Raw genomic sequence first — 13,387 nt, 5'->3', positions numbered from 1 at the left:
TGCGTGCGACCCATCGACCTGGCCCGGGAGCACGGGTTGTCCGCCCAGGCGGTCCGCAACTACGAGGACGCCGGCGTCTTCCCGCCGACCGAGCGCAGCGAGACCGGCTACCGCCGCTACACCGCCGTGCACGCCCAGGCGTTGCGCGCTTTCCTCGCCCTGCGGGCCGGCCACGGGCACCAGCGGGCGGTGGAGATCATGCGGGCGGTCAACCGGGGTGACCTCGAGTCCGCCTACCGGCTCATCGACGCCGCCCACGTCGACCTGGTCGCCGAACGCGCCACCCGCGCCGAGGTCGCGACGGCACTGGACGCCTTGTCGGCCAACGGTTCCGCGCCTGTCGGCGGCCTGACGGTGGGCGAACTCGCCCGGCGGATCGGCGTGCACCCGGCGACCCTGCGCACGTGGGAGGCCGAGGGCATCGTGCGCCCGACCCGCGACCGGGTCACGGGGTACCGCGAGTACGGCCCGGACAGCGTGCGCGACGCCGAGATCGCCCGCCAGCTGCGCCGGGGAGGGTACCGGCTGTCCCAGGTCAGGCGCTTCCTGGAGGCGTTGCGCGAAGCAGGCGGCGCGGACGCCCTGACCACCTTCCTCGACTCCTGGCACACCCGCCTGACCACCCGCAGCCGCCACCTCCTCACCGGCGCGGCCCACCTGGACGCCTACCTCACCCTGCTCGCCCAGAACCCGCTCGACGCGCCCCAGGACGATCCCTTAGCCGACCCGCTGTAGCTCGGGCTCGATGAGCAACACGACCCGCTGCTCGTCCCGCGAGTACGGGCCACCGATGTACTTGGTCGCGATCCGGTCGACGATCTCCCAGGCGGCGTCCCCTTCGACCCACTCCACAACCCGTCCGCGCAACACGACCGGCTGGAACGGGTTTCCCGGCGGGGTGAGGGACAGCGCGACACGCGGGTCACGGCGGAGGTTGCGTGCCTTGCGGCTGGCCGGTCCGGTGAGGATCGCGACGCGGTCGCCGTGCGTGTCCACCCAGACGGGGACGGAGTGCGGCGAGCCATCGGGCAGGACGGTGGCGAGGTGGGCGATCGCGGTGTCGTCGAGAACGCGGCGCACGGCGGGGTCGATCATGGTGGTGATCTCCAGGGATTGGTTGCGGTGCAAATGGATCGCGCTGGCAAGGTCGGGCTTGCGATGATCCGCCGATGTCCGAAGACGATCTGGTGTGTCGGCGGTGCGATCGGCCCGTGCGGTCGAACCGGGACTACTACGAGACGTTCGAGCGGATGCACTACGTGTGCTTCCACTACGAGTTCGAGCACGACATGAGCGACGCCGACCCGGACGAGGACTGCGGTGTCGCGGGTTGTCCATCGGCCGGGGTGGCGCGTCACCGGGATCGGCTGGTGGCGACCGTGCGCGAGTTGCTGCTGGACTGGTCGGACGGCCCACCCGCGACCTGGCAGAACCACTCGCTCCCGCACTACCTGGAAGCGCTGGCCGCCTGGCTGCACGACTCCGATGGCTACTACGCCAACCTAGGTGTCCCCGTCCCGCGCAACGGTTGGGAGGTCATCGCGGACGCGCTTCGGGCGGCGGCGGTCTACGAGTAGCTGCGTGGTCATGCTCCTACCTCCACGGGAGTTCCTTCAAGAGACTCCACGACCGTAGCAGCTTCAGTTCCTTTAGGGAACCCAGATGCCCTGGTTCCCCTCCAGCGGTCAGGCGAGGTCTTCGAAGGAGTCCTCGCCCGGCCGCCAGCACATCCACTGGCGGTCGGTGAAGCCGTTCAGCAGGGCGATCTCGGGTCCCGGGACTTCGTCACGCGTCGGGTGGAGGGTGAGGATGCCGTGGGTGAGGTCGATGTTCGGCACGTACCCGCTCATGGTCATCTCGTCGTCCCTACTCGCGTTGCGCGAACCAGTGCAGCTCGGCGGGTGCCGGTGCGTCGATCACCGAGCCGTCGCGGATGATCCACGTCGTCGACTGCTGTCGCTCGTCGCTGAGCAGGAAGAACCCGGCCGGCATGTCCCCATCGGCGTCGGCGGGTTCCAGGCGGGCCAATTCGTCGACCTGGGCGCGGAGCGCGCCGACCGCCGACTCCCGCAGGTCGCCGCCGTACAGCAGGTAGAGCGTCCAGCCGAAGGGGTGGGTCGGCCAGGCCCACCCGCCCGACCCGCCCAGCACTTCCTCGACCCGCGGGCGTTGGCTGTGGTCGAACTCGAGCCAGCCGCGGACGGCGACGTACATCCCCATGGCGTGCAACCGTAGCGGGCGGGCGGGGCGTCACTCGCGGCGGAAGAAGGTGAGCATGCGGCGGCTGGCGTCCGGTGCGCACAGCATTTCGTGGATGCGGGCGGACATGCGGGCGGCGGTGCTGGTGCGGTCGAACATCTCGCGTTCGTAGTCCTTGATCGCAGTCGGGATGTCGTCGGGGTGTGCGGCCAGTGCCAGGCCGAGCAGGGCCCCGTCGAGCAGGGCCATGTTGGCGCCCTCGCCGACCGGGGGCATCAGGTGCGCGGCGTCGCCGAGGAGGGTGACGTCCGGCCTCGGCTCCCACGTCAGGCCGACCGGCAGGGTGCTGATCGACCGGGTCTGGACGGTGTCGTCGCAGGCGGCGATCAGGGCGAGGAAGTCCGGGTGCCAGTCGGCGAACTCCTCGACCAGCCACGCGCGGGTGGCGGCCGGGTCGTCCAACGGGATGCCGCTGGTGGTGAACCAGTCCTCGGGGGTGTTGTAGAAGACGGCGTAGACGCGCACGCGGCCGTCGCCGTTGCGTTGCGCGGCCAGGGTTTTGCCGTTGCCGAGGACCCAGAAGTTGCCTCGACCGACCATCGCCGCGAGGTCGGGGTGGGTGCGGTCGGCGTCGGGGATGCACAGTTCGACGGCGTGCTGGCCGGCGTGCGCGGGGCGGGCGTCGGTGAGCAGGGGGCGGACGCGGGAGGCGGCGCCGTCCGCGCCGACCAGCAGGTCGTAGGTCGCGGTGCTGCCGTCGGCGAAGTGCAGGACGCCGTCCTCGACGTGGTCCAAGGCGTGTCCCCACCGCACGGTGTGGTCGGGGAGCGAGTCCAGCAGCAGGTTCCGCAGGTCGGCCCGGTCGACCTCGGGACGTGCGAGCGGTGCGTCGTCGGGCGTGTCCTCTTGGACCAGGAGGGTGCCGTCCGGCTCCAGGAGGCGCATGTCCTGCCCTTCGCCGCGCGCGATGGCGTGGAACCCGTCGATCAGGCCGGCTTCGCGCAGCGCTCGCTGCCCGGTGTCGGCGTGGATGTCGAGCATCCCGCCCTGGCCGCGCGCCTGGCGGGAGTGGTCGCGCTCGTAGACGACGGCGTCGATGCCGTTGACGTGCAGCACCCGGGCGAGGGCCAGGCCGCCCGGCCCGCCTCCGACGATGGCGATGGTCATGGTGCTCCTTCGATACGGTGTATTGGTCGATACACTGTATCGCGCGATGCGTTGTACTGTCACCGGCATGGTGGTGTGGGAGCGGCCGGAGCCGCCGACTCGGCCGGTGCCGTCCCCGCTGAGCCGGGAGCGGATCGTGGCGGCGGCGATCCGGCTGGCCGACGTGGACGGGCTCGACGCCGTCTCGCTGCGCAAGGTCGCCGGCGTGCTGGACGTCGGCCCGATGCGCTTGTACGGCTACATCGACACCAAGGACGAGTTGCTGGACCTGATGGTCGACGCCGTCTACGGCGAGGTCCGGCCGGTCGGCGACAGTTGGCGCGAGGTCCTGCGCTCCCTCGCCGAGACCACCCGGCGGGCCGTGCACCGGCACGAGTGGTTCGCCGACCTGATCGGCGGGCGGCCCCAGCTCGGTCCGAACGCGCTGGCCAGGGGCGAGGCCGTGGTGTCCGGGCTCGGCGGGGTCGAGTTGGACCTCGTCATGCCCGTGGTGGCCGCGGTCGACGCGTACGTGATCGGCGCGGTCCGCCGGGAGATCGCCGAGCGGCGTGCCGAGCGGGCCAGCGGGATGGACAAGCGGCAGTGGCAGGTCACGTTCGGCCCCTACCTGGAACGGACCTTCGCGACCGGTCGTTTCCCGGCGCTGGCCGAGGTCGTCCGGGACGCCGCCCACCTCGACGCCGACGAGACCTTCCACCTCGGCCTGGACTTCCTGCTCGACGGCATCGAGGCCCGGCTGCGGCGGTAGGACGGCCTTCCCACCTGATGAGCGTTGATCAGGACGCTCCGGACGAGCGGGTACGGTCCGTCGCGCAAGCCCTGATACGGCCATCGGGGGAGTGTCTGCTCGAAAGAGCGGGGAGGGAGACAAGCCGTGCGCCGTGGTGTGTTTGGCACCGCTGTTGCCGTGATCACGCTGACCAGCCTCGTGGCGGTGAGCGCCTGCGCGAAGGACCCCGGGCGCGCCGCCGGCGGTCCGGCCGACGCCACCGGCACCGGCTGCGAGTTCGCGACACCGCCCAGTCCGCCCGCCGCCTCGACCACCAGCGCCGCCAAGTCCGGCGACGGCGACAAGGTCGACGGGAGCGCGCTGCGGGTCGGGCTGGCCTTCGACATCGGCGGTCGGGGTGACGCGTCGTTCAACGACCTCGCCGCCGCCGGGTTCGACCAGGCGATCAAGGACCTGGGGGTGAAGAAGGAGAACACCCGCGAGCTGTCGGCGTCCCCGAACGAGGACGAGTCGGTGAAGCGGTCCCGGCTGCGGCAGCTCGCGCGGGACGGCTTCAACCCGATCGTCGGCGTCGGCTTCGCCTACACCGAGGCGCTCAAGGTCGTCGCGCCGGAGTTCCCCGACGTCCGCTTCGGCCTGGTGGACTCGGTGGTGGAGGGCGCGCCGAACGTCACGCCGCTGGTGTTCGCCGAGCAGGAGGGCGCTTTCCTGGCCGGTGTGGTGGCCGCGTACCAGAGCAAGAAGTGCCACGTCGGTTTCGTCGGCGGCGTCGACATCCCGCTGATCCACAAGTTCGAGGCCGGCTACACCCAGGGCGCGAAGGCCGCCGCGCCCAAGATCGAGGTCGAGCGCAAGTACATCACGCCGGCCACGGACTTCACCGGCTTCCAGGACCCGGCGAAGGGCTCGGAAACCGCGAAGGGCCTGATCGAGAAGGGCGCGGACGTCCTCTACCCGGCGGCGGGCGCGTCCGGCATCGGCGTGTTCTCCGCGGTGAAGCAGGCGGGCGTGCTGGCGATCGGCTGCGACGCCGACCAGTACAACCAGCCCACGTTGGCGGACACCCGCGATGTCATCGTGGCGTCGAGCCTCAAGCGCGTGGACGTGGCCGTCTACGACTTCATCCGCGCCGCCGCCCGCAACGACCTGGCCTCACTGCCGAAAGTCTTCGACCTGAAGGTGAACGGCGTCGGTTATGCGACCTCGGGCGGCAAGATCGACGCGAAGCTGCAAGGCATCCTCGAAGGCTTCAAGGCCCAGATCATCGAGGGCAAGATCAAGGTCGCGGACAAGCGCTAGCACCGGATGCACGGCGGTCGGGCTCCCACAGGCCCGACCGCGCTCCGAAGTCCACAATGGACTGAACGCCGCACCCGTCGGGACAAGGTCTTTTCACAAGCTCCCGTCCAGCTGTGAAGAACTGGATCGAGCAAGACCCTGACGGCCCATTGCTCCGATCGGTCGTGTGGACGAAGAGTGTGCCGGCACACGTTTCCCACCTATCGGAGGAACTGTGATCCGCCGCAGATCCCTGCTCCGCACCGGTGCGCTCCCCGCGCTGTTCGGTCTCGTCCTGCTCGCCCCGGCCGCCGTGGCCCACGAGGGGGACGACTCCACCTCCAGTGACGGCGCCATCGACAACGCCAAGGTCACCCACAGCCACGAGCAGCACGGGGGCGACCACGGCCACCTGCCCGCCACCAGCCAGAACGTCCGGGTGGTCGGCAAGGCGCCGATCAACCAGGACTTCGAGGGGCGCGTCGCCGACGTGGGCGTCCACAACGGCTACGCCTACCTGGCCGCGTTCAGCTCCCGCGACTGCCAGAAGGGCGGCGTCTACGTCTTCGACATCAAGGACCCGACCAACCCCAAGCAGGTCAACTTCATCCGGACCGGCCAGAACAGCTACGTCGGCGAGGGCTCCCAAGTCATCCACGTCGACACGCCGAAGTTCACCGGTGACGTGCTGGCCTTCAACAACGAGGTCTGCGGCAGCGTCACCCCGAGCGTGGGCAACAACCTGTCCACCGCGGGCGGCGCGACGCTGGTCGACGTGACCGACCCCAAGCGGCCGACCTACCTGGCCAAGGGCTTCGGCGACCTGACCCCGGCGGGCGCCAACGACCCCGGCATCGCGCACGAGGTGCACAGCGTCTTCATCTGGGACGTGGGCGACAAGGCCTACGCGGTCCTGGTCGACGACGAGGAGCAGGCCGACGTCGACGTCTTCGACATCACCGACCCGCGCGCGCCGGTCAAGGTCGCCGAGTACGACCTGGCCACGATGTTCCCGCAGATCCTCCAGGCCGGCCCGGACAACCTCACCGAGGTGTTCCTGCACGACATGGTCGTCAAGCCCATCGGCGGCCGGCAGGTCATGCTGGCCTCCTACTGGGACGCGGGCTACGTGCAGCTCGACGTCACCGACCCCGCCGCGCCGGTCTACCTCGCCGACTCGGACTTCGCCAACCCGGACCCGCAGCTGCTGGAGTCCACCGGGAAGGCGTCGGAGCCGGAGGGCAACGCGCACCAGGCCGAGTTCACCCGGGACGACAAGTACGTGATCGCCGCGGACGAGGACTTCGACCCGTACGTGCTCAAGGGGTCCACCGACGACGGCACGGCGTTCTCCGCCGGTCAGGGCGACCTGACGCCGCAGTTGGCGTCCGGGCAGACGATCAGCGGCACCACCGTGTACGTCGGGCGGGCCTGCGCCGGTGACACGGCGGTCCCGGCCGCACCGGCGGTCGGCTCGGCGCAACTCGCGGTGGTCACGCGCGGCGGGTGCACGTTCACCGAGAAGGTCGCGGCCGTGACCTCCGCCGGCGGGTACGAGGGCGTGGTCGTGGTCAACCGCGAGGGTTCCTGCGGTGCGTTCGGCATGAGCGTGGAGGGCTCGCTGCCCGCGTTCTCCGTCGACCGCCGCACCGGTTACAGCCTGTTCGACCGGGAGGCGTCCTACGACGAGGCCGCGTGCCAGGCCGGCGGCGACACCCTCGCGGGCAGCCTGATCCCGGGCGTCACCCAGGGCCAGGTCGGCGACGTGCTGACGTTGACCTCGGCGTTCGACGGCTGGGGTTACGTGCACCTGTACCGCAACGAGCGCGGCAAGATGACCGAGCTGGACACCTACGCCATCCCCGAGGCGCACGACCCGACCAAGGCCAGCGGCTCGGGTGACCTGTCGGTGCACGAGGTCGCCACCTCGCACGTCAAGAACGACCTCGCCTACTTCTCCTACTACGCGGGCGGTTTCCGCGTGGCGAAGGTCCAGCAGAACAAGCTGGTCGAGGTGGGCCGCTTCATCGACGAGGGCGGGAACAACTTCTGGGGCGTCCAGGTGTTCTCGCACGGCGGCAAGGAGTACGTGGCCGCGAGCGACCGCGACTACGGCATCTACATCTTCGAGTACACCGGTCCGTGACCGGTCCCGTCGGGGCTCCTCGCGAGGGGAGCCCCGACGGGCTCTTGTCCGACGGCTGAGGCAGACGTGTGACGATCATTACTCCGCTCGGGTTACGCGCGGGGGAACCGTTCGTGTCATTTTGCGTCTGAGTGGAACACGCCTGGAGTACGTCGGAAGGTGGCCGTGGCCGGCCGCTGTGGGGGAGTGGCACGGTGACGGGGTCGAACGATCTGGTGGTCCAGCCGGACGCAGCGCCGGGTGGGGTGTTCAACGCCGGCACCGGTGACAACGGGTGGGCGACCGGGATCTCCATCGCGGAGTCGGCGATGGACACGTTCAACGGGATCAAGGACGGGAACTGGATCGAGGCCGGCCTGGGGATGGTCGGGCTCGCGGCCGATGCGGCGGCGATGGCGATCGATCCGTTCGGGACCTTGATGTCGTCGGCGGCGTCGTTCCTGATGGAGCACGTGCAGCCGTTGAAGGACATGCTGGACTGGCTGGCCGGGAACCCGCCGGTGATCGAGTCGTATTCGGCGACGTGGGGGAAGGTCGCCGAGGAGTTGGGGGCTATCGCCGAGGACTACAAGGCGGCGGTGGCGCGGGGGACGGCCGGTTGGGGCGGTGCTGCGGCTGCGCAGTACCTGACCAATGCCTCGGCGCACGGTGACGCGCTGACCGGTGCGGCGTCGGCGGCGGGGACGGTGGGCACGGTCGTCGGGATGATGGGGATGGTCGTCGGGTTCGTGCGCGAGATGGTGCGCGACCTGATCGCCGACCTGGTGGGGAAGTTGATCGCCTGGGTGTTGGAGGCGGTGTTCTCGCTGGGGTTCGGGACGCCGGTGATCGTGGCGCAGGCGGTGACGGCGATCTCGAAGTGGGCGGCGAAGATCGCCAAGATCATCCAGGACTTGTTGAACACCATCAAGAAGGTCTCGCCGATGCTCAAGCGTCTGGTCGAGGTGTTCGAGAAGGTGATGAAGGTCCTGGGCAAGATCGCCGGCAAGGCGACCGGGTTGGACGTGCTGGACCCGAAGAACATCAAGAAGGGCGGCTTCCTCCAGACGGGGAAGGCCGACGTCGACACGCCCAACGGCTCCACCAGCCACTCCGACTCCGGCGACACCCCCGACTCCGACACTCCACGCTCCGACACCCCGGGCTCTCCGGATCCCTCCACTCCGGGCTCGAACACGCCGGGCTCGACGAGGCCGAACGACACCACCGGGACCTCCAGCGCCACCCCGACCGTGGACCGGCCACGCCCCGGCGACCCGACGGATCTACCTCCGTCCGCGCCGCGCCCCGGCCGCACCCCCGACTCGTCCCCCTCTCCGTCACCGGATGGCGGGACCACTCTTCCCGGCCAGGGCAACCCCCGCGCCGGCGCGCCCCTGGGTGAGCACCGCGGCGGCCCCGGCGGCAACACCCCCAGCGCCAACACCCCCAGCGGCAGCACTCCGGCCGGCAACACTCCCGGTGGGAACACCCCGGTCGGCGAGCACCGCGGCGGCCCCGGCGGTCAGCCCGCGCCAACCAGCCACAACGGCGGCCCCGGTGGCAGTTCGTACGGCGGTAACCCACCCAGCGGCCCGACCAGTCCCGCACCGAACGGCCCGACGCCGACCAGGTACGACCAGACCTCGGCCGCGGCAGCCACCCCGCAGGCTCCGACCCGCCCCGATCAGCCGCACGCACCCGCCGCTCCGGGCCCGCACCCGACCGGCGGAACTCCCATGGGCGCGCCGGGCGGCGGAATGCCGGGCACCCACGCTCCCGGCGGTCAGGCTCCCGGCGGCAACCCGCCCGGCGGCGGTGGTCCCGGCGGCGGCGCGCGTCCGGGCGGCGGTGGCGGCTGGACGGGCACCCCGGGCAACCGCGGCGACCTGGGCTCCGGCATCCCCCAGGCTCGCACCCCGGAACCCCCGCGCCCCTCAACCGCTCCCGGCCACACCACGCCCAGCCACACCACCCCGAGCCACACCACGCCCAGTCACGCCGGCCCCAGCCAGACCGCGCCAAGCCACGCAGGACCGGGCCATGCCGGCCCGCCGCACGGCAACACCGGCCCCGGCACCTTCGGTCCGAGCCACACCGCCCCCGGCCCCAACACCCCCGGCACTCCGGGCCCGGCTCGCCTCGGCACACCCCACAACACCCCCGGCACGCCCCCGAACGCGCCGCGCCCGCACACCCCGGGCGCACCCCACCACGGCCCGAACACGCACGGCCCGAACACGCACGGCCCGAACACGCACAGCCCCAACACCCCCGGCCCGGCCCACCACCGCCCCGGCCCCGTCCACAACGGACCGCCGCAGGCCGGCCCCCACACCCCGCACCGCCCGGACGCGCCCCACCCCGCCAACACCCCCGCCCCGCGCCGCGACCCCCAGGCCTGGACCCCGCCCCAGCGCACCCCGGACCACGCCCCGGCCCCGCGCCGCGACCCGGACCAGTGGACCCCGCCCCACCGCGACCCCGACACCACCCCGAACCAGGGCCGTCCGGACACCAACCACCCGGACCCGAACCACACCGACCCGGGCCACCACGCCGACCCCAACCACCACACCGACCACGCCGACCGTCCCGACATCGACCAAGCCCACGCCCGGCACGGCGAGACCACCCCCTCGGGCATCTCCCACCACCGCGGCGACCCCGACATGGGCGACCTGCCCCACCGCGTCCCGCCCGACCCCCGCTACTTCACCGCCGACGTCCACATCACCCCCGACGGCCACGCCCGCATCGGCAACCACACCTACACCCCCGAGCACTACGGCGACCTGCTGCGCCGCAACGGCTGGGACGGCACAACCCCCATCCGCCTCATCGGCTGCGACGCCGGCACCAACGACTTCGCCCGCCGCCTGTCCCACCACACCGGCGCCGACGTCCTCGCCCCCACCAAACCCGCCTGGACCGACAGCACAGGCCGCGTCTACACCAGCGACGCCCAACTCGGCCCCGACGGCAACCGCCACCCCAAAATCCCACCCAACGGCGAATGGGAAACCCACCACCCCGACGGCACCCGCACCAAAACCAGCCCAGACGGCTACGTCCCCGGCACCCCCGACCACCACCGCACCGACCACACCGACGCCGACGACGCCCGTGACCGCGCCAAGCCGGCCAAGAAGATCACGGACTCCGACGACTACGAGAAGAGCCCGCAGAACCAGACCGCCTGGGACCCGCCGCGCCAACCCAACGGCGATCCGCTGCCCGAGGTCCCCATGGACGTCGACCCGCGCACGCGGGTGGCGGACTTCAACGGGCGGGAACCGTTGCAGCCCAACTCGCGGATGGTGGTCACCGACACCGACGGCAACCCGCGTGGCGTGTTCTACACCGACGCCAACCGGAACATCACGCACGTCGAGACCTCGGTGCCCAACAAGGGTTTCGGGCAGGACCCGTACACCGCGCCGGTCAACCCGGACACCGCGCGGCCGATGCCGGGTGTGACGTACCGGATCGAGCTCGGCCACAACATGCACCACACGTACGAGGCGCCGACACCGAACAACCACGGGCCGTCCGGGCCCGAGTCGGCCGCGACGACGGCGGACCTCGGGACGCCGCCCGCCGACCCGCAGCCGCCGCAGCGGTTCGACGGGTTCGACCACGGCGACGCCGCGCCCGCGGTGGACTGGGACCCGCCGGGTGACGTCGACGGCAACTACCGGACGGCCGACCCGGTGACGGACTACGACGTGCGCCAGGACGGGCCGTTCTCGCTGACCGGGCCGCGCGACCCGCACACGCGCTACGACGTCTACGACCCGGACGGCAACTGGCACGGGTCCTTCTACACCGACGCGGACGGCAACTTCTCGCACGTCCACACGTGGTCGGGCAACCGGGAGCACGGGTTCAACCCGGAGCTGGGCACCGGCCGGACGTGGAGCGACGGCGTGGACGTGCCGCGGCCCAACACCACCTACGCGGTGGGTCCGCGCTACCTGGACCAGCACGGCCTGGACCCGCGCGAGCCCCGGCAGCTGTACCGGACCGACGAGCACGGCGACACCATCGCGGCCAGCGGCAAGCCGGACTACCCGCCCGCCGGCACGACGGCCGAGAAGTACTGGGGCGCCCGCCGCGCCGAGGGTGGCCCCGACAAGGACGGCAAGATGCAGATGGACGTCGGCCAGATCGCCAAGGGCGGCATGCACAGCGGCACGCGCCTGGACGGCGAGCTGGACCCGAAGTTCCAGCAGCCCGCCGACCGGCCGCTGTTCCGGTTCGCCGGCGGTCACCTGGTCTCGTTCGAGGCCGGTGGTCCGGGCGAGCGGATCAACCACGTGCCGCAGTGGGCGCACGAGAACAGCAACTGGGCGCTGGACGAGCGGCCCACGTCCGACTCGTGGCGCGCGATGGAGAACGACCTGACCAACATGGGCCAGCGCCCGGACGTCGAGGTCGACCGGTTCGACGTGTGGGCCGAGCGCCGGACTCCGGACCGCCACACGCCGGACGTGCTGCACGCGCGGTGGACGCTGTCCACGGACAACCCGCCCACCATCCGCACCGAGGAGAGGTCGTTCCACAATGTCCCCGGACCAGCCCGCCACCCCGACTTCGTCCCCCGCCACCGGCGACCCCCTGAGCGGGGCGAGGTGCTGCTGCACCAGGTCGGCCTCGACCTGGTCGGGGCGGCGCCGGAGGGCTGGCACCGCATCGACCTCAAGTACCGGGGCAACGCGCAGTACGGCCACCTGTCGCTGACCGTGCTGCGCGCGGGCGGGGAGACCGTCGCGGTGGACGTGCCGGGGACCGTGGAGCCGGCGCTGCGCGAGCTGCGCGACCTGATGTACGAGCCGGGCCGCGGCACGTGGTTCGCGATGCGCTACACCGTGGACCCGCCGCTGGAGTACCGGGCGATGTTCGACTTCGACCACGACCCGCGCTGGTCGCCGGACCTCCCGGCGCAGGCGTGGGCGACCGACCACGCCGTCTACCCGCGTGACCCGGGGTTCGTCCCGGACTGGCTGCGGGCGCGGTTGACCGGGACCGAGTGAGGAATACTGATCACATGACTGAGCCACTCAGCGTCGAAGCCCAGGGCGAGGTCCTGGCCGCGATCACCGAGCGGCTGGTGTTCGAGCTGCCTGCGGGGTGGAACCACCTCCAGCTGCTGTACGCGGCGGTGGGCGACTACACCGCGTTCTCGGGGCTGCTGCGGATGGAGAACGGCGGCCTGTACGGGTGGGTGCCGCCGGACGACGACGTGCGGGAGCTGTTCGCGCGGCTGCGGGCGGGCATGGCGCGGCCGGAGCGGGGCACGTGGTTCCAGGCGACCTTCCGGCTGGACTACCCGGACAACTACTCGGTGGACTACAACCGCACCGACCTGCCCGACTTCGTGACCCCGCCGACGGCGGAGGCCTACGCGCGCGAGCTGGAGCTGTTCCCGCGCGCACCCGAGCACACCCCGGACTGGCTGCGGGCCGGCGCGAACGGCTGACGCCCGGCGGCGGACGGCGCGGCCCGTGGGCGGGTGGGGCGGCCCGTGGGCGGGTGGGGCGGCGTTCAGCTCGCCGCGGCGTGGTCGCGGCCGATCGGGCGGTGGCCTGCGGTGAGTAGGCCGCGGGCCGCGGTCAGGAGGGTTCGAGCTTCCAGCAGTTCGCCGTACTCCAGGTGTTCGCAGGCCGCGTCCAGGCAGGCCAGGGCCGCCGGGGGCACGTCCGTGTCACCTGCTCGGGTGGCGTCGACGGCTTCGAGCAGACAGGTCTGAGCGTGTCTCGCCCGCGCCTGCGGATCGTGCGGCGGGTCGGGGCGGGTTTCGGCCAGGGCCTCGCGGATCGCGCGGTCCAGGACGCTGACCAGGTCTCGAACGCTCCTCGTCGCACTCATCGCGAATCGCCGCCTCA

12 protein-coding genes are annotated in these 13,387 nt (G+C 71.6%); 7 read left to right on the top strand and 5 right to left on the bottom strand.

The window, feature by feature from the left end; translation table 11 throughout:
- The first annotated feature begins 3 nt into the window (after nucleotides 1–3).
- A complete protein-coding gene (locus tag DFJ66_RS04810) occupies nucleotides 4–735 on the top strand; it encodes a MerR family transcriptional regulator (RefSeq protein WP_121218316.1) in 732 nt (243 codons plus the stop codon).
- On the opposite strand, the gene DFJ66_RS04805 is transcribed toward DFJ66_RS04810, so the two are convergent.
- The gene (locus tag DFJ66_RS04805) at nucleotides 718–1,095 is read right to left on the bottom strand and encodes a TIGR03618 family F420-dependent PPOX class oxidoreductase (protein WP_121230672.1); all 378 of its coding nucleotides are present in this window, start codon (nucleotides 1,093–1,095) and stop codon (nucleotides 718–720) included. The two genes, DFJ66_RS04810 and DFJ66_RS04805, sit on opposite strands and share 18 nt — an antisense overlap.
- Before the next feature lie 74 nt (nucleotides 1,096–1,169).
- Between DFJ66_RS04805 and DFJ66_RS04800 the strand changes: the two genes are divergently transcribed.
- Nucleotides 1,170–1,577, top strand: coding sequence for a DUF7660 family protein (locus tag DFJ66_RS04800; protein WP_147459175.1), 408 nt, complete (start codon nucleotides 1,170–1,172; stop codon nucleotides 1,575–1,577).
- Nucleotides 1,578–1,685: 108 nt separating this feature from the next.
- Here DFJ66_RS04800 and DFJ66_RS42465 read toward each other — a convergent pair whose 3' ends face one another.
- From DFJ66_RS42465 to DFJ66_RS04790, 3 genes are read right to left on the bottom strand one after another with little or no spacing between them, the layout of a single operon-like run.
- Nucleotides 1,686–1,850, bottom strand: coding sequence for a hypothetical protein (locus DFJ66_RS42465; RefSeq protein ID WP_170199022.1), 165 nt, complete (start codon nucleotides 1,848–1,850; stop codon nucleotides 1,686–1,688).
- 16 nt (nucleotides 1,851–1,866) lie between these two features.
- Nucleotides 1,867–2,220, bottom strand: coding sequence for a hypothetical protein (locus DFJ66_RS04795; RefSeq protein WP_121218312.1), 354 nt, complete (start codon nucleotides 2,218–2,220; stop codon nucleotides 1,867–1,869).
- 30 nt (nucleotides 2,221–2,250) lie between these two features.
- Entirely contained in the window at nucleotides 2,251–3,366 is a 1,116-nt protein-coding gene (locus tag DFJ66_RS04790; protein WP_121218310.1) for an FAD-dependent oxidoreductase, read from the bottom strand.
- Between the two features lie 67 nt (nucleotides 3,367–3,433).
- Here DFJ66_RS04790 and DFJ66_RS04785 point away from each other — a divergent pair, with 67 nt between their 5' ends.
- From DFJ66_RS04785 to DFJ66_RS04765, 5 genes are all read left to right on the top strand, one after another.
- Nucleotides 3,434–4,114, top strand: a complete 681-nt coding sequence (locus tag DFJ66_RS04785) for a TetR/AcrR family transcriptional regulator (RefSeq protein WP_121218308.1) — start codon at nucleotides 3,434–3,436, stop codon at nucleotides 4,112–4,114.
- Between the two features lie 138 nt (nucleotides 4,115–4,252).
- A complete protein-coding gene (locus tag DFJ66_RS04780; protein ID WP_170200100.1) occupies nucleotides 4,253–5,395 on the top strand; it encodes a BMP family lipoprotein in 1,143 nt (380 codons plus the stop codon).
- A 214-nt stretch (nucleotides 5,396–5,609) separates the two neighbouring features.
- A complete protein-coding gene (locus tag DFJ66_RS04775) occupies nucleotides 5,610–7,520 on the top strand; it encodes a PA domain-containing protein (RefSeq protein WP_121218304.1) in 1,911 nt (636 codons plus the stop codon).
- 194 nt (nucleotides 7,521–7,714) lie between these two features.
- Nucleotides 7,715–12,535: a hypothetical protein gene (locus tag DFJ66_RS43300; RefSeq protein ID WP_121218302.1), complete on the top strand. Its 4,821-nt coding sequence runs from the start codon at nucleotides 7,715–7,717 to the stop codon at nucleotides 12,533–12,535.
- Between the two features lie 14 nt (nucleotides 12,536–12,549).
- Nucleotides 12,550–12,981 carry a hypothetical protein gene (locus DFJ66_RS04765; protein WP_121218299.1) on the top strand — a complete coding sequence of 144 codons (432 nt, stop codon included), beginning with the start codon at nucleotides 12,550–12,552 and terminating at the stop codon, nucleotides 12,979–12,981.
- A gap of 65 nt (nucleotides 12,982–13,046) precedes the next feature.
- On the opposite strand, the gene DFJ66_RS42455 is transcribed toward DFJ66_RS04765, so the two are convergent.
- On the bottom strand, nucleotides 13,047–13,370 hold the full coding sequence (locus DFJ66_RS42455; RefSeq protein ID WP_170199020.1) for a hypothetical protein: 324 nt from the start codon (nucleotides 13,368–13,370) through the stop codon (nucleotides 13,047–13,049).
- Nucleotides 13,371–13,387 lie beyond the last annotated feature (17 nt).

Source organism: Saccharothrix variisporea (assembly GCF_003634995.1).
GTDB lineage: Bacteria > Actinomycetota > Actinomycetes > Mycobacteriales > Pseudonocardiaceae > Actinosynnema > Actinosynnema variisporeum.
Note: the sequence above shows the minus strand (reverse complement) of the source record. Positions and strands in the feature narration are given on the sequence as shown.